Genomic DNA, 22,835 nt, shown 5'->3' on the forward strand with positions numbered 1-22,835 from the left:
GGTTGCTGTGTCACGTGGAGGAGCAGTTCATGTCGATCGAATCGCAAAACGGCGTATCCCACCGTCGATCGAGGGCCGCGGTAGGGCTCGCGGCGTGTGCGGTTGCCGCGCTGTCGTCGGGTGTGGTCTTCGCAGGGAGCGCATCGGCAACGCCGACGGCGTTGGCGGACAAATTCGCGAGTACGGTCACCGATGACGGCTGGTCGTTGGATCTCGCCGCCACGAAACTGTCGGCGAATCCGGTGCCGAATCTGGCGACGACGGCGTTCACTCGTGAGGGGTTCGTGTCGGCGAAGGTGACCGGCACGATCGGTGGTGCGGGCGATTCGGCGGTGAAGACCGGTTATGTCGAGCAGGGATTGCAGATCGGCTGCCAGATCGATGTTTCCTCCGGACTTGGCTTGGGGCTTGGCTTTTCGCTCGGCCCGTCTGTCGGTGTGAGTATTTCGGGTGTCCCGTCGGCGAACGTGGGTGTGAATGCGTCGGTGAATCCGAGTATTCAGTCGACGATTGCGCCGGGCACGATCACGACGATTCCGTTGGGGAAGAAGGATCTCGAGTCGTCGAAGGCGTCGATCACGGCAGAGAACGTGCACGTGAAGGTTGATGCGTGCATGGGGCCGGTGACGATCCGCTCGTACGCACAACTCTCGGTGTCGACGGCGACGTCCGACAACACGTTGTTCGTGTACTCCGATCCCACCTGGCTCTAACCCACGCAGCCGTCGTCAGCGCTGCTGGCGACTATTCCCGATCCGCCCCGTCCAGGGGTGGTTACTCATCACGCCCACAAAGGAGAAATCATGAAGATTCGTACCTTGGCCACTGCCGGAACTCTCACCGCAGGTATCGCCCTGATCGGTGTTCTCGGCGCCGGCGTGGCATCTGCCGCAACTCCGATCGTCGAACCGGAACATGGCCGGATCGGTCTGTCGCTCTCGAATGCGGAAACCGCGGCATTGGCGGCGAGCCCGATTCCTGATGCGATTGCGAACATCGTTCCAGGTTCGCTGAGGGGGGTCTGGTTGGCGCCTGGTTCCGCGATAACTGTTACCGATGGCAAGGTCGACGCCCTCGAAGGAGCTGTGCTCGGTGAAGCAGCCGCGCGTGGTGGGCATGCCAATGTCTTTGTCTCCGACCCGAATCACCCCGCCAGTGAGGGGCACATAGTGCTGACGGAGCAGTACTGGAACTGATACCAGGCCGAACGTCGGCGACCCGTTGTCCCCGCTCTCCCTTCCTATTTGGAGTTCCAGCCATGACCGTCAACAACGCCGAACGCCGCAGTGTCCAGTCGGAATCCACTGCCGTCGATAGGAAAGACGTTGCAGACGTTGATGACTGGGATCCGGACAGTGAACTCGGTCCACTCTCCAAGGCTGTGATCGCTACGGCAGTTGGACTGGGGTTGCTGATCGCGGCATTCGCGGTGATCGGGAAGCTCGCCGGCTGGGCGAACGACTACGGGACGATCCTGGTTTACCTGGCGTTCTTCTTGTGGATGTCGATCTCCGGACGGTTGTTCTGGTGGGGCGCAGACAAACTCATCGCGCTACTCCGAACGAAGAAGAGTGACAATCGTGGTGCGCGCCGGTGAAGTCCGGTAGACGACTTCGCCGGACTCTCGCGGGAGTGCTTGCCGCCGGGGCGCTGTTGACCGGAGCGGCCGGAGCGATCGGTGCGGGAATTGCACTCTCCGCCGCTCCGGCGAACGCGACGCCGGAAGAAGACTGCGCGGCGGTGCGGGCACGTGATCATCAGATCTACCTGAATCTCATTGCGTCGCTGCCACCTGGCGCGCCCATCCCGCCAGAGATCATCAACCCGTGCCTGAGCGCGCCGTCCACGACGTCGACAGCTGCGCCGACGACCACTGTCGGGCTCCCCGGTGTGCAGGCTCCAGGCGGTGGCCCGAATGTCGGGGCCAATGCTCCGACGAACTTTCCCACCTACAACGGCACCCCCATCGTCCCTGTGCCGACGATCGAGGTTCCGCCCATTACTTCCGAGTCCCCGGCCTCGGAAACTGGTGTCGGTGCATTCCCCAATGCATCGGCATCAGCGGTTCCCTCACCCACACCCACCCCGGGTGAGGGAACCACCACCGATCGTGGTCCCGGACCGATCCCCGCGGATTCGGATTCGAATATCGCACCGGCCCAAACGGTTCCGGACCCGGCAGCAGATGTTTCCACCGCCGGGGAGGACTCGGGCCGTGACCGGTATCTCGAACTCGCCCTGATCGGCGCTGCGGCGTTCACCGCTGCGGGTATCGGAGTGCGCGGGCGGCCGGGACCTTTCAGCCCCCGCACGCCCGAATCAGTACTCTCCCAGGCGGTCGGGACTGTCGTGTCGCCGTTGACTGCGTACGCACCTGGCGGGCAGTCCTCGTTGCGGGTGTTCGATCCGATCACCGGCGGAAGCCGGTTCTTCTTCCTGATCCACGACGAAACGTCGTCGCACGAATCCGTGATTCCGGTGACGGTGCCGCCCGGCGGTCACATGAGTGTCAACCCCGATGGCACGGTCACCGTCTTCGACGCCGACGGGAATCCGGTCTCGACAATCGATGCCCCGTGGGCGTACGACGCCAACGGCACTCCTGTTCCGACGCACTACGAGATCCGGGACGGGCAACTCGTCCAGGTCGTCGACACCGCGGGCATAGAGAACCTGCTGTACCCGATCCTCGCCGACCCGGAGCTGACACCGGAAGAACGTGCTGCGCTCGAAGCGCAGGCGAACTTCATCGGCCCGATGACCCCGGAGGGCGAACAAGCACGCAGGGACGCACAAAACGTCCTCGCCGCCACCCCCCCGGAGCCGGCAGATTCAGGCCTCGAGCAGCTCATGCTCGGTGACCCTAACTCCGAGGTCTCCGAACCACCGATCACCGAAACAGGAACCGGAAACCCTGTCGGCGACGCAATACTCGCCAATCAAACCCAGGAGCCGATCACTTCGAACATCGGCGGGCAGGACTACACCACAGAACCTGCGGACCCGGCAGATTCAGACCTCGGCCATCTCATGTCCGGTGACCCTAACTCCGAGGTCTCCGAACCACCGATCACCGAAACAGGAACCGGAAACCCTGTCGGCGACGCAATACTCGCCAATCAAACCCAGGAGCCGATCACTTCGAACATCGGCGGGCAGGACTACACCACCGAACCTGTCGTCACTGACACCTCCTTCACGGACGAAAACGGAACCAGCTGGTCTGGCACAGCCTCGAAAGTGCCGAACGTGTGGAGTTGGACGTACACCGACGCCCAGGGAGAAGAGCACGACCTGCAGGTCACCTACGACGAGCAGGGTCGCCCGCATCGGGTTTTCGACAACTACACCTCCACTCTGTACCTGTACGACTGGAGCACCGGCGAACCCGTTCTGATCGGCGACCCGCATTATCTGGACCCGGGCGTTGCTTTCGATCAGCCTTACACCGGCGAGATCATGAGCTTCGTTCTCCCACCATTGCGTGGGGGGCGTCTGATTGCTGGCGCAGTCCGGGCCGAAGACCTGATCGTCTCGAACCGGACAACACCGACCCGGCCCCCGACCAGCGCACCGTCTGTTCCGGCGCAGAGTGTTCCCCGGCCGGGTGGAGTGCCACCGCGCGGCATACCCGTCATCGACGGCACCGTTCCACCTGCCGAGCATGACCAGCCCTCTGTTCCGTCTGTAAATGAACCTGCACGCCCGGATCCCACGATTCCGGAACCCTCGCAACCCACTTCGCCCGGCGATCCCGATCGTGGCGAGTGGGAATCACCCTCGCCCGGTGAGGTTGCTGATCCGGGGTCGAACCCAGAACCGAAGGCTCCCTCGCCAGGTCACGTCGAGGAACCGAGTGTGCCGACTTTGCCCGATGTCGGTCATGTGCCGGTGAATCCGGATGCTCCCGGCGCTCCGCAGCAACCCGGACCACCGGAATTCGACCCCTTCGCCACCGATCCGAGCACGATCGAGCAGCCAGGTGTTATTCCAGGTCCGACAGACCGGCCGACTGTCGCTACCCCGCCGCTACAGCCCGATTCTGGCGAACCAGGCGTATCGCTTCCGATTACAAACACGCAGACGGATCCTGGCGGAATCGAAACCGGTGAACCCGCAGACGTTCCTGCAGGTCGTATTCCGATACTCGGAGATCCTGAGGGCGGTCACGGTATTTGGGACAACGCCTATCCATCAGAGATCGCGTCGATGTTCGACCAGAACGGCAATTTGACACCCAACGCAGCTTTTCAGCAGTTGGTTACCGGAGTTGACCCAGCGTTCACTTACTACCTTCCGGCGCCTTTCAGACCAACCGGGCGCATCAGTATCGACAACTGGATCCGAGAACTCAATATTCTTCAAGAGGTCAAAGGTAATTACGACATGCTGTTCAGACCGCATGTACCAGACTTCATGCGCGACAATATTGTCGATGGCATGCTTGAGCAAGCTGAGCGACAGGTCCGAGCCATAGCTCTTGCGGGCAGCGATGCACACCTCCAATGGGTGTTTCTGCAAGAACAAGCTGCGCAGATAATGGAGGATGCGTTCGACGAGGTAATCGGGCTGGAGAACATCAACATCATCGTATTTGGAGGGGAGTGAAGAGTGCCTACATCATCACTGCGCCGCAATCCTACGGCGGGCTTGACAGTGAAGGTCATTCCACGAAAGGGTGCGCCTGAAAGCGAGGCCGTCACGGCCGCGCTCGTTGCACGTTCGCTACGATTGCTTCGCGACATCGATCCTGTCTTCGACGTCGACTTGTACCAAACAGTAGGCGATGCCCTCCCCGACGGTGCCGGAGTCGAGCAAGCCTTGGCGTCGAATATCCGTCAGATCCTTGTGCCTCCGACGGAAAAATCGATCGAAGCCGCATTGATCGAGCGCAGACGATCCCCTGATGCCACCGGCGGTATGTATCCCCTCTCATTGGGACGACATATGACCCTGTATTCACCCGCTGGAGACGTCAAAGTCGTTGTTAGTTTCGGGGGCACCTCAGGGTCCGGCGCATTCGCATGTGCCTTTGCCGACGAATCACTGATTTCGCTGGCATCGAAGCTCGTACAGGGACTAGCCGACATCTGGGACTCGCGTGTCACCGTGCTCTACCGCCGAACCGAATCATCGCCTCAGCGCAACGTACCGGGTGACGCAATCGTGGGCAGTTGCACCTACTTCGGTCCTGAGTTGCCGATCAAGGAAACGCAGCTCCCGCCCAGCGTGGAGGCATTTCCCTACCATGACGGCACAATCGTCATCCAGAAGAATCTGTCCACGCCGTTAACCGTCGAGGACATCCGAAGCATCCGCGCAGCAGCAGGACTGCCGACCGAACGACCGGAGATTCCTCTACCCAAAGGTTTCAGACGGCTGTGAGCCCTACGTTGGGCGCACTCGGGGCTGCCTGCAGGTAGGGATGGCGCGGACCGACCAGCCTGCCCGCAATTACCGCGCCGCGATCCCGATCCGGCTACGCACCAGCTGATCGACGCTCCGGGTGGAGTGCCACCGCGCGGCATACCCGCCATCGACGGTACCGTTCCACCTGCCGAGCATGATCAACCCTCTGTTCCGTCCGTGAATGAACCTGCACGCCCGGATCCCGCGATTCCGGAACCCTCGCAGATAGTGCTTGATACTGAGGGATGATGTCCGGACTGCCAGGTAGGCCGGGGCTAATTGTGCGGATGATTCGTGGGTCGGTAGTGAGGCGGTCAGCGGAGACCATACCGTTTTCGAAGGCGGGCGGCCGGCTGCGGCCTTTGTCTATGGCGTCGAACCCTTCGGCGATCCAGTCGATGTGGGAGATTCCGGCGCGGTCGAAGGCGCTGGGAGGTGCATCACATACTTCCCCGAAAGTACGGAGGTACGAATGAATTCTGGAATCTAGTTCCCCTGCCCACTTCTATACATGCACTCTTCACTCGATGGTGGGAATTTTATGCCGATATCTATAACTGATCGCTGGAGTCCTATCCCGACATCCAGCGGGTCCTAGTCCCGACGCATCCAGGCCGATCATTCGACGTCTACAACACATACGACCCGCCGGCAGAGGCTGAAGAGGTGTCTCAGTATTGGAACCTAGATACCCTGCCGAGAGATCTCTTCGATTTATGGAGAAGTGCGAGAGAATGCAGACTTCACCACGATAGGGGCTTAGGAAAGGACGGAATAACACTCCTTTCTCCGCCTAAAGCTCGAGAAGTTACGGAACGCGAGCTGGAATTCTGGGATGACGAGGATGGGCGCTTCTTGAAGAGTGACATAATAATCGGCACAATGGTGGTCGAGCCAGATTTCATTGTATTCGACACAAGAAAAAACGACTTCAATGTTCTGTTAGCTTCAACTCTCGACGGACGTGAGGACTGGCCTATCGTGGGGCGGAACATTTCCGACTTCTTGCTGCGTTATCGTGATTTACCTGGAGAAAGCCACTGGCAGCGCTCGATCGTTTGATACACCGGAGAGCGAAGTTGGCTTCCATCCTCGAGGGAATCGATGGCTTGGCCATGTCGACCCCGAGGAAGGGGCGCGGTTCTGCATGGGAGCGGGTGTTGAAGTCTGCGGCGAGCAACCTTGGCCCAGAGTGGGTTGTGGCACGATCTGGCACTCAGGCGGAGTTGATCCATCTACCAGTGCGATGGTGGTTCAATTCCATTGGGTTTGGATCCCAAACCGAATCGGGAAGAGCTGACCTTCAGTCATGCGCCCCTGATGAGAGAATTCACGCCGGGCACTATCACCTTTCGACAGAGTTCATATCAACCTGGTCCCACAGATTCTGAACCACCGAATATTCAGATGGACATCTTCGATACCCGCGGTGCTGCGGAGATCGTGCGCTGGTGGGCGCTTGGTCCGTCCACCAAGTTCTTTGCTGCACCGCCGCTTCCCCGACTCGGTAGCTGCAGCCGAGCAGGCTTATGCCGACCGCAAGGAAGAGCCTTGCCGGGATTGGATGATTTCGGCTGGACTGCGGGTGATAGCTGACACCGGTTCGCCAATCGAGGTCATCGACAGCGTCCTCTGGGAGTTGGCTCGCCGTGACGTCGGTGGCCACGTCCAAAGTTTCTGGCGAGAATTTCGCGCGGTCGCGGAAAACAGAGACCGACTAGCGACATTGCAGTGGCTGGACGAAGAACGACGTCGTTCTGTAGAGGATGCATACGGGCTTCGGGATTCTGCGTTTGCCGATGTGATTTTCCGTACTGAGGACTCGTAGCCGAGGGAAGTAGGCGTGAGGGAGTGGAATCGGATGGATCGCGCGCCGCGTCGGAGAACCGCTGGCGGTGCGCACAGTCGCTCCTTTTCGTCTACCAAATAATACGAATGGTCCTTTATGGCAAGCATGCACATGAGCGATGACAAGCCTAAGTCGCCGAAATCGGTCACTGAGGTCCTGGAGTCCCTGGGAATGGACCGGGATCAGTTGCGGGAGATGGCGATAGATGCGATCGCAGACCTGACTCCGAAAAAGGGGAGAGGCGCTGCGTGGGAGAAGGTGTTGGGAGCGGCGGTTAAGAAGCTCGGGCCGAACTGGACGATCATCGGGAGCGGGTTGCGAGCCAAGCTGCTGCACACTCCGGTGCGATGGTTTTTCGACACCGTCGGGATCGATCCGATTCCCAACCGTGAGAAACTGACGATTACTCACCTACCACTCATCGAACCCCTCGATCCCGGAACACTCACTGAGTGGCAGGACCACTACGACAGCAGGCATAGCGGACACGACTACCATGGCCGCCAGATTGATATCTTTGATACCGTCTCCGCTGCCGAGCTAGTGATCTGGTGGGCTGAGGGGCCAGCATCCGAGCTGTTCGACGCACGATCGGTGGAGGCACTCACCCCACTCCGTGAGAAGCAGTACCTTGAGCGCAATCAGTCGGGTCCAGCACGCTGGACAATCTTGGCGGGGCTGCGTGTGATCACTGACACCGGTTCACCGCTCGAGGTTATCGACAACGCGATTGAATACTTCCGCGGCCGGGCTGCCGACCCGGCAGGTCCACTTGTCATGTTCTGGGAACAGTTTCGTGAGGTCGCTGCTGCCGGTGATCGAGAGAGGACACTGCGGTGGCTCGACGAGCATCGACGTGCCACGGTACGTGAGCACTGCGCGCTACCGGCGGTGTTCGCCGACGTTCTCGAAGACCTGGGCAACGGCTAGCCATGTGAGTACAAGAATCTCGAATTTACTTCGACCACAACACTTCAAGAGGAGAAATCAATGGACCACTGGGTCGTCGTCCCGGAACAGCCAGGGTTTGTCGGGGATCGCACAGTTGTCGATACCGCAACCTCGCCGCCGACCGTGGAGAGGGCGCACTTCGTGTTGACCCGGCAACCTACCGACGGACTGATCGGTGCCGGCCCGCTGGTGTTGGTGGACCGTGAGACCGCGGAAGCGTTCGAGGACAACGTCTTCGGTGAAGTGTCCCTTCATCCGGCGGACCTCGATACGGACCCGGCGTCGGGGTTGTTGCGGGTTCCCGACTTCGTGTGGTGTCAGGTGCATGGGCAAGCGGGGATGCTCGATATCGGCCTCACCGAGGACGGCCGCCTGGTGATGTCGGGGCAAGCGTTGTTGGTGTTCCACTCTTTCGGTGGCGGCATCGACAACGCCACCATCTCCGAATGGCTCGGCTGAACCAACTTGCCCTACATATGCTTTGCCGTGGTGAAACTATGTGATGGCATGCCTTGAGCGCAGCGCGCTCCCCCAAGCCGCCGTGATCGAGGAACTACCCACTGACACGTTGATCCGGTTGGGAGACAAGCCTATGCACGTCCATGCCGCCGACATCGTGGCAGTGCGCGCAGTGTCGGGCTATGGAGATCAGGTCGGATTGGAAAGGACGGGGCGATGAGCATGTTCGGGCGGCGGCCGACGGTAGCCGGATATTGGGGCACGCGGGTGCAGTCGAGTCAGGAGGTGGCGCAGACGATGCGGGCTTTCCTCGATGATCTGGAAGCGGTCGACCCGGGGTTGGCGTTGCCGTGGGTCTCGACTGCCGAGTTCGACAAGGTGCCAGCAGATCTCAGTGTGGACGGGTTGGTGCGAATCTTCGAGTATTCCCGCTCGAAGGAGATGGGGTATTCGGACACCCCGGGACCGGGTTACGACATCGACTTGTCGCCCGAGGACGGGACCGCGCGCCGGGTCGGTGCCTGGGTCGGCGGGCTGGAAACCAGTGCTCCCAACAGTGTCCGGGTGTCGTTGCCGACGGAGAAGCAGCTCACCGACAGTACCCGGCGGTTGCTCGACCCGGATATCGGAGACGCGATCGTGAGAGTGATCGTCAAGCATTGGGATCCGGATCGGGCTCGGTGGAGCATCGGCGACTACCGGCACCTTCAGAATCGGTCGAAAGGTGAGGTGGAGGTGGGATGGGAAACATACTTCCATTCAGGAGTTACGTTCGATCGCAGCAAACTCCCCCAATCTGCGGTGGTGGAGGAACTGCCCATTGGCACGTTGGTTCGGTTGGGGGACAAGCCAATGGAGGTCGCTGCCGCCGACATCGTGGCGGTGCGGGCGGCGTTGGGTTACCCGGTGTAGGCCCCGCAACGGGTCTGGAATTCACCATTGCATCAGACGGCGAGAAATGTGTTAACCGGATGGCCTGCTTCGCCTTTCGATAGTATTGCCAGATGGCATCCCGAATCGACTTGCTCGCGTGGCTCCTCGATTCGGATCCAGCGATTCGGTGGCAGGTGGAGCGCGACCTGGTGAACGAAGCGCCCACTGTGTGGGCGGCGACGCGCGCGTCGATCGCCACCGAAGGATTTGGTGCACGCCTGCTTTCATTGCAGGACCGAGACGGCCAATGGGCGGGTGGGGCGTTCTTCCCGGCTGAATTCGACTTTGCGGGACCCGAAGCAGCAGAACAAAGTTCGCAACCCTGGACGGCAACAACCTGGACGCTCAACTCATTGCGGGAGTGGGGCCTCGACGCCAGTGTTCTGCGGGAGCGTCGTACCGCAGAACTGCTCGCGGAGAACTGTCGCTGGGAGTACGAGGGCCGGCCGTACTGGGACGGTGAGGTCGATTGCTGCATCAACGCCTGGACGGTGGCAAACGGTGTGTGGCTCGGCATGCCCGTTGATGAACTGGCTGATTGGTTTGTGCGGCATCAACTTCCGGATGGTGGGTGGAACTGTGAGTGGATCGAAGGTTCGACCCGATCGTCGTTCCATTCGACGCTCAATTCACTCAAAGGGCTTCTCGCGTACGAGATCGCGACCGGGGGAACAGATGAGACGCGCGCGGCTCGGCGATCCGGTGAGGAATTCTTACTGCGGCGCGGTCTGTTCCGGCGACTCTCGACCGGCGAACCGTTGGGGCCCTGGGTCGGACGGTTCGCGTATCCATTCCGGTGGCGTTACAACGTGCTCAATGCGGCCGACTACTTCCGTGAAGCGTCGTTGTCGTATGGAAATGAGCCTGATCCGCGAATGGCGGACTCGATCGAGATGATCCGGGCCGCTCGAGCCTCGGATGGGACGTGGCTCCAGGCCGGTCGCCAACCGGGGCGGGTGTGGTTCGAGGTCGACACAAAGGCGGGGGAGCCGTCGAAGTGGCTGACTTTGTCCGGCATCCGAGTGCTCGCCTGGTGGGATCAATCCTCCCCTCTAGGTTCTGCATAACAAAATAGTTACAGCGAAAATTATTTCACCTTTGAAGGTTATCGAAAGGTGATCTTCGACTTTCCGGTCGAAATATCCAGTACGGATGAAGAGCATATTAACGACAGGATTGCCCTCAGTGCGGTGAAGGTTAATCATCTGAACAGGTGAGAAGATGTTCGGTGAAATTACCTACCCGATTGGATAGGCGGGTCACCGACGTTGGTAATCAAATAAGGCGCTCGCAGCTGTCTTGGTTAGGGAGCTAAGTCCCGAGCTGGAAACGGCATTTCTGCTCCGAAAGTGGCGCTCACCTGCGGCTACGTTCCCCATTTTGCAAGATTTAAACCACTTTCGGCGAGAATTAGTCCCGCAATTGTAGGTTGTGGAGCGTCCGCAATGTTTAGGCAAAGTCCCATCTTTTCCCAGAACAATGCTCTACTAAACGTGAAAACCGGATGTTCCCCCGATTTTGCTGAGAAGGTGCAACTATGGGGCGTAGCGTAACTGTCGCAGCGAACCGGAACATCGCGAATTGCTGCTCTAACCAATGACTTTGTTCAGGTCCGAATAATGCTCGGAGGTCGTCGATGTCGATGGAAATGGTGTTAGCCGAAGCAGTGATAGACAGTGGGGACACGGCGTGGGTGCTGATCTCCGCGGGTCTGGTTCTCTTCATGGTTCCCGGACTCGCCTTCTTCTACGCCGGTCTGGTGCGTGGTAGCAGTGCGCTCGTCATGTTGCAGCAGAACCTCGTCCCACTCGGACTCGTCTCGATTACCTGGGTCGTGTTCGGATACAGCTTCGCGTTCAGTGGAGACTGGGGTTCCGGCTTCCTCGGTGACCTCAAATTGTTCGGCTTGCAGGACATACACACTGCCGCCGCCCCGGGCTTCCACCTGATCGAAGGTGCAGTCGCGGTACCGACTCTGGCGTTCGTGGTCTATCAGATGATGTTCGCGATCATCACGCCCGCGCTGATCACCGGTGCGACCGCAAACCGGCTCAAGCCCTTGGGCTGGGCCGTTCTGCTCGTGCTGTGGTCGATCATCGTCTACCCCCCGATTGCGCACTGGCTCTTCAATCCCGAAGGCTGGTTGGCGCTCCGCGGAGCTCAGGACTGGGCCGGCGGAATTGTCGTCCACGCATCCGCCGGCGCCGCCGCCCTGGCAATCTTGCTGGTGGTCGGTAAACGTCCGGGATGGCCCAACGCCGAGGCAGTCCCGCACTCGGTGCCTCTGGCGTTGATCGGCGCAGGCATCCTGTGGTTCGGCTGGTTCGGATTCAACGCGGGCGACGGATTGGCTGCCGATGGTGTTGCGGCACAGGCCTTGATGAACACTCACATCGCCGCAGCGGGCGGTATGGTCGTCTGGCTCGTCATCGAAAGGTACACCGAGGGCAAGGCCACGGCGATCGGCGGAATCACCGGCGCGGTAGCCGGTCTCGCGACCGTCACCCCTTGCGCCGGCTTCGTCAGCACCTTCTCCGCGTTGGCGATCGGCGCGCTTGCCGGACTGGTCTGCCACTTCGCGCTCGCGCTCAAGTCGATCTTCAAGTTCGACGACGCGCTCGACGTCATCGCGGTCCACTTCATCGGCGGCATCCTCGGTTCACTCCTTCTCGGTTTGTTCGGCGAAAAAGCCATCAATTCGATCGGCCGCGACGGACTCTTCTTCGGCGGCGGGGCAGGACTACTCGGCGAGCAGGCGCTGGCGTTGATCGTCGTCATCGCTTTCTCGTTCGTGGTGACCTGGCTGATCGCCACGGGCATCGAGAAGACCATCGGTCTCAAGCTGGCCCCGAAAGACCAGGTGGACATCGACCGTCGTCAGCAAGGCATGGACGCATACCGCTACAACGCCGCATTCGTGGACGCGGGTGGTGCGCCGCAGACCAGCGGGTTCGACTCGGGGGTCCTGGTCGAGGGGGAAAAACTTGTTCCGAACCTCGGCGCCCCGAAGCACGAACTCATCACCGCGGTATTGCAGACCATCGAGTCCGAGAAGCTACGGGAGGCGCTGCTGGCCGCCGGAGCGGAGTCGATAGTCGTATCGGAAGCGCATGTCTCCGCGAGTGACTCGGCCTCGCTCAAGTTCCGCGGACAACGCAACGACGTCGTGTTCACCGAGCGGCTGCGTGTCGAGGTGCTGGTCGCCTCGGAACATGCACAGGCGGTTCTGGACGCGATCAACGAGTACTCGGGCGGCAGGAGGAGCGGTTTCGTCCAGCAAGCGGCCGAACCTCTCACCGAAGCGACGGAACAGGGGAGCTGACATGTATTCGACGACAGGGAGTTACCGCATGATCGACAAGGAGCGTTCGGAATGCATCTGACACCGCGAGAACTCGACAAGCTGACAATCCTCATGTTGGCGGATGTCGCACTGAGGCGAAAGGCAAAGGGGCTCAAACTCAATCACCCGGAGTCCGTCGCAGTTATCACTGCAGCCGCCCTGGAGGGAGCTCGGGAGGGCAAGACTCTCGAGGAGGTCATGGCCGACGCATCGCACGCCTTGACGATCGACGACGTGATGGACGGTGTGGCGGAGATGATTCCACGTGTGCAGGTCGAGGCGGTGTTCCTCGACGGTAGCCGGCTCGTCACCGTGCACTCTCCGATCCAGTAGCCCGACCGAGATGTCAGGAGGACTCCAAGATGGCAAGCAAATCAACGAAGAAGGATTCCGGCGGCGAGAAGAAAGTACCGGTCGGCGGATACGTGTTGCGGGACGAGCCGATCGAACTCAACGAGGGCCGTCCACGTTTGAAGTTGCGAGTCCGAAACACCGGTGACCGTCCCATCCAGGTGGGTTCGCACTACCACTTCATGGAAGTCAATCGCGCGTTGTCCTTCGATCGTGAACAGTCCTTCGGCTGGCGCCTCGACATTCCCGCGGGCACGGCGGTCAGGTTCGAGCCGGGCGACGAGAAGGAAGTGACGTTGGTGCCGTTCGGCGGCAAGCAACGAGTGCAAGGCTTCAACGGACTTGTCGACGGTTGGGCGCCGACCCACGCCGCCTACCGGCCGAGGCTCCCCGGAGCCGTCCAGCGTGCCGAAGAACTCGGCTTCCTGTCCGAACCTCAAACCGACTGATTCTCGTTCACGGCGGACGAAGGAGAGCAACACCCATGACAAGCATTTCGAGACAAGAGTATTCGGGTCTGTTCGGGGTCACCACGGGTGACCAGATCAGGCTGGGTAATACCGACCTGTACATCGAGGTCGAGGAAGATCTTCGAACGATCGGCGACGAGTCGATCTACGGCGGCGGCAAGACGCTGCGCGACGGCATGGGCCAGGATCCGGAGTCGTGCAGCATCGACGGTGCCCTCGACCTCGTGATCACCAACGTGGTCATCGTCGATGCAACCATCGGCGTCGTCAAGGCAGACGTGGGAATCAAGGACGGCAAGATCGTCGGCTGGGGCAAGGCGGGAAACTCCAGCACGATGGAAGGTGTCACCCCGGGGCTGACCACCGGTCCGGCGACCGACGCGATTTCCGGTGAGCAGATGATCCTCACTGCAGCCGGCATCGATCCGCACGTGCACCTCGTGTCACCACAGCAGGCGTACCACGCGCTCAGTGGGGGAGTGACGACGCTGATCGGTGGCGGCATCGGCCCGACCGACGGAACCAACGGCACCACCATCACTTCCGGTATCTGGAACATGGAGATGATGCTCAAGGCCAACGAGGGTTTGCCGGTCAACGTCTGCATGTTGGGCAAGGGGAACTCGTCCGGGCATCAGTCGCTGGTCGAACAGATCAAGGCCGGTGCGGCCGGTCTGAAGGTCCACGAGGACTGGGGCGCGACACCGGCCACAATTCGTGAGTCTCTTCGGGTGGCAGACGAAATGGACGTTCAGGTCGCCATTCACACGGATACCCTCAATGAGGCCGGATACGTCGAGGACACCATCGCGGCCTTCGAAGGCCGTACCATTCACACCTATCACAGCGAGGGTGCGGGTGGTGGTCACGCACCCGACATTCTGCGGGTGACGGGCGAGGACAACGTACTTCCGGCGTCGACCAATCCGACGTTGCCGTACGGCATCAATACTCAGGCCGAGCTCTTCGACATGATCATGGTCTGTCACAACCTCAATCCCAAAGTGCCCTCGGATGTTTCGTTTGCCGAGTCTCGCGTTCGCGCGGAGACGATCGGTGCCGAGAACGTACTGCAGGACATGGGCGTCATCTCGATGTTCTCGAGTGACTCGCAGGCGATGGGCCGCGTCGGAGAAAACTGGCTTCGCGCGATCCAAACAGCGGACTGCATGAAGCGGTCCCGCGGAAAGCTGCCAGAGGATTCACCGACACACGACAACTTCCGCGTGTTGCGCTACGTCGCGAAGGTCACGATCAATCCAGCGTTGACGTTCGGTCTTTCGCATGTGGTCGGGTCGATCGGTGTCGGGAAGATGGCGGATCTTGTTCTCTGGGAGCCCGCATTCTTCGGCGCGAAGCCGAAGACGATCATCAAGAACGGTCTGATCAGCTGGCACGCCATGGGAGATCCGAATGCGTCGCTCCCGACACCACAACCGGTGATCTACCGGCCGATGTTCGGTGGATTCGGCAAGGCGTTGCCGCAGAGTTCGGTCTCGTTCGTCTCGCGAGCGGCACTCGACGACGGTATCAAGGATCGGCTCGGTCTCGAACGTCAGGTTGTCGCCGTCGAGGGCACGAGGACGGTCACCAAGCGTGATCTGGTTCGTAACTCGGCTACTCCGGAAATCAAGGTGGACCCGGAGACCTTCGCGGTGACTGCGGACGGTGTCCATGCGTACGTCGAACCTGCCGAATCCATTCGCTTGAACCAACTTTACTTCTTCAGTTAGGGGTCTCCAGTGTCGGGAACTATCACACACACGCACGGCGCCGATGCGACGCCACACACGCACGGCGAGATGACCGCGCCGAGCGGAAAGCCGACGCGAGTCGACGCGCTGCTCGGGAAGGAGACCGACGAGGAGTGGGCCGGTCGACTCGACAATGCGGTAGTCGACGTCTTGTCGCTCGATCAGTGGGAAGCGCAGAAGAGTCGGTTACGACGCACCACGATCGGTGGCCGTGAATTGGCCGTCTCGCTCGATCGGGGTATTCAGTTGCAGGACGGCGACATTCTGCTGTGGGACGAGCAGGCGAACACCGTCGTCGTGGCGAGGATCAACCTCAAGGACGTGTTGGAGATCGACCTGAGCGCACTGGTCGAGGTGACGCCCGAGAAGATGATTCAGACGTGCTTGGAGTTGGGACATGCCGTGGGTAACCAGCACTGGCCTGCGGTGGTGAAGGGAATGAAGGTCTACGTTCCGTTGACGGTCGACAAGGCGGTCATGGGCTCGGTGATGCGGACACATGCTTTCGAGGGCATCGAGTACACCTTCATCCCGGGCGCCGAGGTCATTCCCTACATCGCTCCACACGAGGCACGCCGTTTGTTCGGTGCGGCCGCGCGTGAGGGCGAGGGGCATACCCATGACCCTCTCGTCTGAGGGATCCGGGCTCAGCATCAACCGCGCGATGCGGATGATGCAGTTTTCCGATTCCATGTTCCCGGTCGGTTCCTTCTCGTTCTCCAACGGTTTGGAATCGGCCGTGGCGCAGGGAATTGTCACGGGTGGTCCGTCGCTGCGGGAGTTTGTGCTCTCGGCCGCCCATCAGGGCGCGACGTGCGACGGTATCGCCGTACTCGCGGCGCACCGGGGCGCGACCGCCGGTGACTTCTCGGCGATCCTCGCCGCTGATCATGCAGTGATCGAACGCAAACTCAACGAAGAAGCACGCACGATGAGTACCCGCATGGGTAAGAAGTTGGCCGAACTCGGCGGGCGCTTGGCCGGTGAGACCCTGTTCAACAAGTGGTTGGCCGCGATCGCATCGGGGGAGACACCGGGTACCTACCCCGTCGGCCTCGGAATTGCTTTCGCGGAGATGGGTTCTCCGGAAGAGGACGCTTTCACGGTCAATCAGTACGGTGTCGCGATGACGTTGCTCGGCGCTGCCCTTCGTATCGTCCGAGTCGATCACCTCGCGACGCAAGAGATTCTGTTCGAGGTCAATCAGACTGCCGGCCGTGAGTACGCCGCAGTGCGTGACTACGGACTCGACGACATGTCCAATTTCGCCCCGATGATCGACATTCTGGCTGCGGTGCACGTCAAGGCGCACGTCCGAATGTTCATGAACTAGAAGGAGAACGATGAAGAAGACAACGCGCATCGGAATCGGCGGACCCGTGGGTTCGGGTAAGACCGCACTCATCGAGGCGATCACGCCGGAGTTCATCAAGCGGGGCACCAGCGTTCTGATCATCACCAATGACGTGGTCACCACCGAAGATGCCAAGCACGTGCGTAAGGCTCTCAAAGGTGTTCTCGTGGAGGAACGCATCGTCGGCGTCGAGACGGGGGCCTGTCCGCACACCGCCGTTCGCGAAGACCCGAGTATGAACCTCGCGGCCGTCGAGGACATGGAGAAGACGTTCCCAGACACCGACGTGGTGTTCATCGAAAGTGGTGGCGACAACCTCACACTGACGTTCAGTCCAGCTCTGGTCGACTTCTTCATCTACGTCATCGACGTAGCCGCAGGCGACAAGATTCCGCGTAAGAACGGTCCGGGAATCTCGCAGTCCGACATCCTGGTCATCAACAAGACCGATCTCGCACCGTACGTCAACGCCGATCTCGGAGTCATGGATCGCGACTCCAAGGGAATGCGGGGAGACAAGCCGTTCGTCTTCACCAATTGCATGACCGGGGAAGGCATCAAGGAAGTGGTGGACCTCATCGTGCACGGAGTCCTCTTCGACGAAGAGGAAGTGGGAGCGAGCGCACCGTGAGCGCACCGCCCGCCCCGGGAGCATCGCGGGCGCTCCCGGGTCCGATCCCGACCATCCCGGAACTCGACCAGTACCAGGACCAGCCGAAGCAGGCCCCGGCCGGCATGGTCGGGAAGACCGGCGTTCTCGAGATGCGATTTGTCGACCGTGGCGACAAGACGATTCTGCGGGACTTGTACCGCAAGACACCGTTGCTCGTTCAGCAGGCGCTGTACTGGGACGAAGCGTTGCCGACCATGCCGTGCGTCTACATGATCTCGACGTCCGGCAGTGTGCTGCAAGGCGATCGGTTGTTCCTGACCATCGAAATGGAGCCGGGTTCCCTCGCACACGTGACCACTCAGTCGGCCACCAAGGTTCACCGGATGGATGCCAATCACGCGTCGCAACTCCAGAAAGTGGTGCTCGCGGAGAATTCGTATCTCGAACTGATGCCCGGGGTGACGATCCCACACCGCAACGCGAGGTACTACGCGCGCACCGACCTCACGGTGGATCCGACTGCAACGCTGTTGTTCTCGGAGATCGTGATGTCGGGTCGCAAGTACCACGACGGCGGAGAGATGTTCGTCTACGACCTGTACTCCACAATGATCAAGGCGAAGCGCCCGGACGGGAAGAATCTCTTCACCGAGAAGTTGGTGATCGAACCGGCACGCTTCCCCGTGCGATACGGCGGAATCATGGGCGACCACGACGTCTTCGGCAATGTCATCCTACTGACACCGAAGGAGCACGCCGACGCCATTCTCGAGGAGATAGTTCCGGGCCGTGACGGCAAGGTCGTCTCCGGGGCGAGCCGGCTACCGAACGACGCCGGTCTCATCTTCAAAGTCCTCGGTCCGGAGAGCGAACCCGTCAAGGCGAAGGTCCGTGATTTCTGGTCTCTGGTACGAAAGGCAGTTCTGGACACCACCATTCCGCCCGTCCCGCTCTGGGGATGACGCGGATTGCCTGATAGGGATCGAGGAACGCGCGATGACCACCATCACCAAACCGTGGGACGACGTCGCGGACAAGAACGTCGTGCTCAGATTCATCGACACGAATCTCAAAGGCTCCGGGCAGGTGATGTTCCAGGGCAATGCGCTGACGGGCCTGCTGTTTCTGGTTGGTATCTTCTGGGGCGCGATAGCCGCGGACACGATCACCGTCGCGATCGGTGCCGTGGTGGGTCTGGTGGTATCCACCGTCACCGGCATGATGCTGCACTCCGACGACGATTCGATGCGTATCGGCCTGTACGGATACAACGGAGTTCTTGTGGGAGCTGCCTTTCCGACGTTCCTTGCCGGCGGCGTGATGCTGTGGATCTACCTCGTGGTGGGAGCTGCCGCGTCGACGATCGCGTTCCTGGCCGTTGCCAATGTCTTCAAGACGTGGGGCGTACCGGCGCTGACCTTTCCGTTCAACCTCGTCAACTGGTTCTTCCTTCTTGCGGCGTTCCAGTTCCTGCGGATCGAAACGTCAGACCTCAGCGCGGGCCAGTTTCCCCAGCACATCGGGGAGGCGTCAGTTCATGCCGACATCACTTTCAGCTTCCTGTGGGACACGCTGTTCCGCAACGTCTCCCAGATCTTTCTGATCAACAACACCGTCACCGGCATTATCTTCGTGATCGCGCTGCTGGTCGCGTCGCGTTGGGCGGCGTTGTTCGCGCTCATCGGTTCCGCGATAGCGATGGGTTCGGTACTGGCGCTGGGCGCAAACACCGTCGACATCGGCAATGGTCTCTACGGGCTCAGTTCGGTGCTGACGGCAATTGCTCTCGGATCGGTGTTCTACAACCCGTCGTGGCGTGTGTTCGTCTACACCGTCTTCGGAGTACTGGTGACTGTTGTCATCCACGGCACGCTGGTGTCTGCCTTTGCTCCGATCAGCCTGCCGGCCGGAACGGGCCCGTTCGTCTTCGCGACGTGGCTGTTCCTGCTGCCGAAGAAGAAGTTCGTTCCCATCCAGCACGACACCATCGAGGGTGGAGCGGCCGAGGGCAAGGATTCGATCGCAAAGGCGAACGGATAGGGCTCGAACGCGCAGAAGTTCCTAGATCGTTCCGATATGGCACCCTCGCGAACCGGTATCGCTCGAGTATTGTCTGGCCTCCGGTAGTCGGGCATGGTCGAAGCATGACCGTGCAGGTAGTTGTGATGGGTGTGGCCGGTGCTGGAAAGAGCACCGTGGCAGTGGGTCTCGCCACGTCTCTCGGGGCAGACTTCGTCGACGGTGACGATCTGCACCCCGAGTCCAATGTCGCCAAAATGCGTTCGGGGACACCGTTGACCGACGAAGACCGTGTGCCGTGGCTCGACGCGATCGCGGTCTGGCTTTCCGAGCGTGCCGATGCGGGACGAACAGGCGTCGTTGCCTGTTCGGCTCTGCGAAAGGACTATCGGGGCCGGTTGCGCCCGGACGGTCTCGACGTGCAGTTCGTCCACCTGGCCGGTGATTTCGAGACTATCTCCGCACGTATGCGTTCCCGCGCCGGGCACTTCATGCCGGAGAGTCTGCTCATCTCCCAGTTCGAGGCTCTCGAACCGCTTACAGACGACGAGCGCGGCATCACGCTGAATGTCGTCTCCGAACCGAGCACACTGGTGGGCGAGGCAGTCGACTACATCCATACATCTCAGAGGAGCGTCACAGCGTGAGTAGCACCGCAAGCCCCGGCCCGTTCGACATTTCCGGGAAGGTCGCGCTGGTGACGGGTTCGAGCCGAGGCATCGGCTCGGCCCTCGCGACTGGTCTCGCCGAGGCGGGTGCGGTGGTGGTGCTCAACAGCCGAAATTCCGACGTGCTCGAAGCCGAGCGTCGACGCATCGCCGACGCGACCGGCGCAACGGTGCACGCATACGCGTTCGACGTCACCGATTCGGCCGCCGTCCGGGATGCGGCGACACGCATCGAGGCGGAGGTCGGCCCGGTCGAGATCGTTGTCAACAACACCGGCGTGCAGCACCGTGCCCCGCTTCTCGAGTTCGGCGACGACGACTTCCGGCGTGTCATGGACACCAACCTGACCAGTGCGTTCTACGTCGGACGTGAATTCGCCCGCGGCATGGTCGAGCGCGGACACGGGAAGATCGTCAACATCTGCTCGGTGCAGAGCGAGCTCGGCCGAGCGGGAATCGCACCGTACGCGGCCAGCAAGGGCGGGCTCAAGATGCTCACCCGCGGAATGTGCGCCGACTGGGCACCCTTCGGTTTGCAGATCAACGCGATCGCACCGGGATACTTCGACACCGAACTGACCTCTGCGCTGGTCAACGATCCGGAGTTCACCGCGTGGCTCGCCAAGCGGACACCCGCCGGACGTTGGGGCCGTACCGAGGAGCTGATCGGGTCGCTACTGTTCTTGGCCTCCCCGGCTTCGGATTTCGTCAACGGTCAGATCCTCTACGTCGACGGCGGAATGACGGCCGTCGTCTGATTGTCCGCTGTTAGATCGTCCGCTACTCGAACAGAAAGCACCCACATGACAGACGCCAGCGCCCCTCGCATCCACCTCGGTCCCGTCGAGGATCCTCACGTCGCCGACGGAATACGCCGAGCCGGTGGAGTTCTCGTTCCACTGGCAGACGCCGAGGGCGTCGTGTGGGTACACGGGCCGGAGACGTTCCCGTCGTCGCTACCCGATTCGGCTCGCTGGGTGCAGTTGCCGTTCGCCGGCATCGAGCCCTGGTTCGACGCCGGGGTGATCGACGACAAGCGGGTCTGGACGTCTGCTGCCGGAGCGTACGCGGGCAATGTTGCCGAACATACGATGATGCTTCTCCTCGCCGGAGTTCGTTCTCTCCCCGAACAATTGGCGGCGCAGTCGTGGCGCAAGGAAGAGTTCGACCCGCGGGTGGGCACTTTGCAGGGCTCGACAGTGGCGATCATCGGTTGCGGCGGAATCGGCCGTGCGTTGATCCCGTACCTCGCCGCGTCCAAAGTCAAGGTCATCGCGATCACCCGCTCCGGGACCCCTGTCGAGGGTGCTTCCGAAACGCTCTCGGCCGACCGCACCGGCGAAATCTGGTCCAAGGCAGATCACTTCGTGATCGCAGCACCGTCGACATCCGCGACGCGGCATCTGGTCGGCAAGGCCGAACTGGACCAGATGTCGGAGTCGAGCTGGATCGTGAACATCGCGCGTGGCACCCTCGTCGACACGGACGCATTGGTCGACGCACTGGAAGCCGGTTCGATCGGCGGGGCGGCACTGGACGTCACCGATCCCGAGCCGTTGCCGGACGGGCATCGGTTGTGGAAGCTGCCCAACGCGATCATCACTCCACACGTCGCCAACCCGGCTACGACGCTCACCCGCGTCCTGGCAGATCACGTTGCAGCCAACGTCGCCCGATTCGCCGCAGGTGAGGACCTCGCCGCCGTGATCGATCCGTCGGCGGGCTACTGACCGCTCGCGTTGGTTCCCTTCACGTAATCGGCAACGACGGTGCGCAGAACATCGCGCACCGCCTCGGCCGGTTTGGAGAGGGGCTGATTGGCCGGGGTGCCAAGGGAGACATGCACTTCGATGCCCGGCTCGATGCGTCGTAGCTCGAGCGCTTCGACGTCCATGACCCTGCGGGCCACCGACCACGGCAGAACCGTCGCGCCCAATCCGGTGCGTACGGCTTCGGACAGCGTCATCACCGATTCCACTTCGGCCACGACGTTCGGTTGCTGCTCTGCACGGTCGAAAGCCTGCTCCACCACCTTGCGGATGGTGTGCATCCGACCCGGAAGCAATAGTGGTAGTTCGGCGATCTCGGGCAGGGAGATGTCGGATCCCGATTCGCCTGCCAGTCCGGTACCGAACGGCGCAACCACCACCAGCTCCTCGGTGAGCAAGCGTTCGAACGTCACACCCTTGATCGGGCCGGCGTCGTACAACAACGCCAGATCCATGCGACCGGTCATCATCGCTTCGCTGAGCACGCCACCGAAGTTCTCGTTGATGTGCAACAAGATATTCGGGTGCTGCTCGCGCACACGGGCCAAGAGCGGCAAGGCGATTGCCGTCGCGGTGCTGTATGGGGCGAGGCCGACCGAGACGCCACCCGCCAGCGCCCGTCCGACCACGGACACCTCGGCCTGAGCACTCTCCACCTGACGCAGAATCACCTGAGCATGCCGATAGAGTGCGTGCCCCGCATCGGTCGGCTCGACACCCTGTTTGCTGCGGATCAGAAGTTGCTGACCGAACTGCGTTTCCAGCGACGTCATCTGTTGGCTCAGGGCGGGTTGTGCGATGTGCAGGATGTCGGCGGCTCGGGTGATGCTGCCGGCATCGACAATTCGTACGAACGAGTAGAGCCTTCTCGTGTCCATGCTGTGCAAACTACC

Annotated in this window: 24 protein-coding genes; 23 read left to right on the forward strand and 1 reads right to left on the reverse strand. The window is 61.1% G+C overall.

Features of this window, described 5'->3' with window-relative positions:
* The first annotated feature begins 29 nt into the window (after positions 1–29).
* The 23 genes from AOT96_RS11950 to AOT96_RS12060 all read left to right on the forward strand — a co-directional run bounded on the left by AOT96_RS11950 (position 30) and on the right by AOT96_RS12060 (position 21,903).
* Positions 30–713 carry an MspA family porin gene (locus AOT96_RS11950; RefSeq protein ID WP_020968149.1) on the forward strand — a complete coding sequence of 228 codons (684 nt, stop codon included), beginning with the start codon at positions 30–32 and terminating at the stop codon, positions 711–713.
* Between the two features lie 90 nt (positions 714–803).
* A complete protein-coding gene (locus AOT96_RS11955; protein WP_020968150.1) occupies positions 804–1,196 on the forward strand; it encodes a hypothetical protein in 393 nt (130 codons plus the stop codon).
* A 62-nt stretch (positions 1,197–1,258) separates the two neighbouring features.
* The gene (locus AOT96_RS11960) at positions 1,259–1,597 is read left to right on the forward strand and encodes a hypothetical protein (RefSeq protein WP_065351782.1); all 339 of its coding nucleotides are present in this window, start codon (positions 1,259–1,261) and stop codon (positions 1,595–1,597) included.
* Complete coding sequence (locus AOT96_RS11965; protein ID WP_050655605.1) at positions 1,594–4,608, forward strand: Tox-REase-5 domain-containing protein; 3,015 nt, start codon at positions 1,594–1,596, stop codon at positions 4,606–4,608. The genes AOT96_RS11960 and AOT96_RS11965 overlap by 4 nt, the downstream gene beginning before the upstream one ends.
* A gap of 3 nt (positions 4,609–4,611) precedes the next feature.
* A complete protein-coding gene (locus tag AOT96_RS11970) occupies positions 4,612–5,385 on the forward strand; it encodes a hypothetical protein (protein ID WP_230587489.1) in 774 nt (257 codons plus the stop codon).
* Positions 5,386–5,844: 459 nt separating this feature from the next.
* Positions 5,845–5,970 (forward strand): HNH endonuclease, encoded by a 126-nt coding sequence (locus tag AOT96_RS36550; protein WP_080712705.1) that lies wholly within the window; start codon positions 5,845–5,847, stop codon positions 5,968–5,970.
* Positions 5,971–7,369: 1,399 nt separating this feature from the next.
* Entirely contained in the window at positions 7,370–8,188 is an 819-nt protein-coding gene (locus AOT96_RS11985; RefSeq protein ID WP_136471673.1) for a hypothetical protein, read from the forward strand.
* A gap of 60 nt (positions 8,189–8,248) precedes the next feature.
* On the forward strand, positions 8,249–8,668 hold the full coding sequence (locus AOT96_RS11990) for a hypothetical protein (protein ID WP_030535789.1): 420 nt from the start codon (positions 8,249–8,251) through the stop codon (positions 8,666–8,668).
* Between the two features lie 43 nt (positions 8,669–8,711).
* Positions 8,712–8,888, forward strand: coding sequence for a hypothetical protein (locus AOT96_RS35280; protein WP_155277918.1), 177 nt, complete (start codon positions 8,712–8,714; stop codon positions 8,886–8,888).
* Positions 8,885–9,580 (forward strand): Imm52 family immunity protein, encoded by a 696-nt coding sequence (locus tag AOT96_RS11995; RefSeq protein ID WP_230793306.1) that lies wholly within the window; start codon positions 8,885–8,887, stop codon positions 9,578–9,580. The genes AOT96_RS35280 and AOT96_RS11995 overlap by 4 nt, the downstream gene beginning before the upstream one ends.
* Positions 9,581–9,672: 92 nt before the next feature.
* Positions 9,673–10,668, forward strand: a complete 996-nt coding sequence (locus AOT96_RS12000; RefSeq protein WP_042447668.1) for a squalene cyclase — start codon at positions 9,673–9,675, stop codon at positions 10,666–10,668.
* A 569-nt stretch (positions 10,669–11,237) separates the two neighbouring features.
* Complete coding sequence (gene amt, locus AOT96_RS12005; protein ID WP_042447671.1) at positions 11,238–12,923, forward strand: ammonium transporter; 1,686 nt, start codon at positions 11,238–11,240, stop codon at positions 12,921–12,923.
* Positions 12,924–12,974: 51 nt separating this feature from the next.
* Positions 12,975–13,277: an urease subunit gamma gene (locus AOT96_RS12010; protein ID WP_042447673.1), complete on the forward strand. Its 303-nt coding sequence runs from the start codon at positions 12,975–12,977 to the stop codon at positions 13,275–13,277.
* A 29-nt stretch (positions 13,278–13,306) separates the two neighbouring features.
* Positions 13,307–13,744, forward strand: a complete 438-nt coding sequence (locus AOT96_RS12015; RefSeq protein WP_003943812.1) for an urease subunit beta — start codon at positions 13,307–13,309, stop codon at positions 13,742–13,744.
* A 35-nt stretch (positions 13,745–13,779) separates the two neighbouring features.
* On the forward strand, positions 13,780–15,498 hold the full coding sequence (locus AOT96_RS12020) for an urease subunit alpha (protein WP_003943847.1): 1,719 nt from the start codon (positions 13,780–13,782) through the stop codon (positions 15,496–15,498).
* Positions 15,499–15,507: 9 nt separating this feature from the next.
* Complete coding sequence (ureE, locus tag AOT96_RS12025; RefSeq protein ID WP_050655600.1) at positions 15,508–16,155, forward strand: urease accessory protein UreE; 648 nt, start codon at positions 15,508–15,510, stop codon at positions 16,153–16,155.
* Positions 16,139–16,852 (forward strand): urease accessory protein UreF, encoded by a 714-nt coding sequence (locus AOT96_RS12030; protein WP_042447677.1) that lies wholly within the window; start codon positions 16,139–16,141, stop codon positions 16,850–16,852. Before ureE ends, AOT96_RS12030 begins: the two co-directional genes overlap by 17 nt.
* A 10-nt stretch (positions 16,853–16,862) precedes the next feature.
* Complete coding sequence (gene ureG, locus AOT96_RS12035; RefSeq protein ID WP_007731713.1) at positions 16,863–17,504, forward strand: urease accessory protein UreG; 642 nt, start codon at positions 16,863–16,865, stop codon at positions 17,502–17,504.
* Positions 17,501–18,448 carry an urease accessory protein UreD gene (locus AOT96_RS12040; RefSeq protein WP_042447680.1) on the forward strand — a complete coding sequence of 316 codons (948 nt, stop codon included), beginning with the start codon at positions 17,501–17,503 and terminating at the stop codon, positions 18,446–18,448. The genes ureG and AOT96_RS12040 overlap by 4 nt, the downstream gene beginning before the upstream one ends.
* Before the next feature lie 34 nt (positions 18,449–18,482).
* A complete protein-coding gene (yut, locus tag AOT96_RS12045; RefSeq protein WP_042447682.1) occupies positions 18,483–19,526 on the forward strand; it encodes an urea transporter in 1,044 nt (347 codons plus the stop codon).
* A 104-nt stretch (positions 19,527–19,630) separates the two neighbouring features.
* Complete coding sequence (locus AOT96_RS12050; protein ID WP_065351785.1) at positions 19,631–20,152, forward strand: gluconokinase; 522 nt, start codon at positions 19,631–19,633, stop codon at positions 20,150–20,152.
* Complete coding sequence (locus tag AOT96_RS12055; RefSeq protein WP_007731708.1) at positions 20,149–20,931, forward strand: SDR family oxidoreductase; 783 nt, start codon at positions 20,149–20,151, stop codon at positions 20,929–20,931. The genes AOT96_RS12050 and AOT96_RS12055 overlap by 4 nt, the downstream gene beginning before the upstream one ends.
* Positions 20,932–20,976: 45 nt before the next feature.
* The gene (locus AOT96_RS12060; RefSeq protein ID WP_065351786.1) at positions 20,977–21,903 is read left to right on the forward strand and encodes a D-isomer specific 2-hydroxyacid dehydrogenase family protein; all 927 of its coding nucleotides are present in this window, start codon (positions 20,977–20,979) and stop codon (positions 21,901–21,903) included.
* On the opposite strand, the gene nac is transcribed toward AOT96_RS12060, so the two are convergent.
* Positions 21,897–22,820, reverse strand: coding sequence for a nitrogen assimilation transcriptional regulator NAC (nac, locus tag AOT96_RS12065; protein ID WP_030535780.1), 924 nt, complete (start codon positions 22,818–22,820; stop codon positions 21,897–21,899). The two genes, AOT96_RS12060 and nac, sit on opposite strands and share 7 nt — an antisense overlap.
* Positions 22,821–22,835 lie beyond the last annotated feature (15 nt).

The organism is Rhodococcus sp. 008, from assembly GCF_001682295.1.
Classification (GTDB): Bacteria; Actinomycetota; Actinomycetes; order Mycobacteriales; family Mycobacteriaceae; genus Rhodococcus_F; species Rhodococcus_F qingshengii.

Coding starts and splice junctions, on each gene's coding strand:
- AOT96_RS11950 (WP_020968149.1), top strand. CDS start 30: ATGTCGATCGAATCGCAAAACGGCGTATCCCACCGTCGATCGAGGGCC.
- AOT96_RS11955 (WP_020968150.1), top strand. CDS start 804: ATGAAGATTCGTACCTTGGCCACTGCCGGAACTCTCACCGCAGGTATC.
- AOT96_RS11960 (WP_065351782.1), top strand. CDS start 1,259: ATGACCGTCAACAACGCCGAACGCCGCAGTGTCCAGTCGGAATCCACT.
- AOT96_RS11985 (WP_136471673.1), top strand. CDS start 7,370: ATGAGCGATGACAAGCCTAAGTCGCCGAAATCGGTCACTGAGGTCCTG.
- AOT96_RS11990 (WP_030535789.1), top strand. CDS start 8,249: ATGGACCACTGGGTCGTCGTCCCGGAACAGCCAGGGTTTGTCGGGGAT.
- AOT96_RS35280 (WP_155277918.1), top strand. CDS start 8,712: ATGGCATGCCTTGAGCGCAGCGCGCTCCCCCAAGCCGCCGTGATCGAG.
- AOT96_RS11995 (WP_230793306.1), top strand. CDS start 8,885: ATGAGCATGTTCGGGCGGCGGCCGACGGTAGCCGGATATTGGGGCACG.
- AOT96_RS12000 (WP_042447668.1), top strand. CDS start 9,673: ATGGCATCCCGAATCGACTTGCTCGCGTGGCTCCTCGATTCGGATCCA.
- amt (WP_042447671.1), top strand. CDS start 11,238: ATGTCGATGGAAATGGTGTTAGCCGAAGCAGTGATAGACAGTGGGGAC.
- AOT96_RS12010 (WP_042447673.1), top strand. CDS start 12,975: ATGCATCTGACACCGCGAGAACTCGACAAGCTGACAATCCTCATGTTG.
- AOT96_RS12015 (WP_003943812.1), top strand. CDS start 13,307: ATGGCAAGCAAATCAACGAAGAAGGATTCCGGCGGCGAGAAGAAAGTA.
- AOT96_RS12020 (WP_003943847.1), top strand. CDS start 13,780: ATGACAAGCATTTCGAGACAAGAGTATTCGGGTCTGTTCGGGGTCACC.
- AOT96_RS12030 (WP_042447677.1), top strand. CDS start 16,139: ATGACCCTCTCGTCTGAGGGATCCGGGCTCAGCATCAACCGCGCGATG.
- ureG (WP_007731713.1), top strand. CDS start 16,863: ATGAAGAAGACAACGCGCATCGGAATCGGCGGACCCGTGGGTTCGGGT.
- yut (WP_042447682.1), top strand. CDS start 18,483: ATGACCACCATCACCAAACCGTGGGACGACGTCGCGGACAAGAACGTC.
- AOT96_RS12050 (WP_065351785.1), top strand. CDS start 19,631: ATGACCGTGCAGGTAGTTGTGATGGGTGTGGCCGGTGCTGGAAAGAGC.
- AOT96_RS12060 (WP_065351786.1), top strand. CDS start 20,977: ATGACAGACGCCAGCGCCCCTCGCATCCACCTCGGTCCCGTCGAGGAT.
- nac (WP_030535780.1), bottom strand. CDS start 22,820: ATGGACACGAGAAGGCTCTACTCGTTCGTACGAATTGTCGATGCCGGC.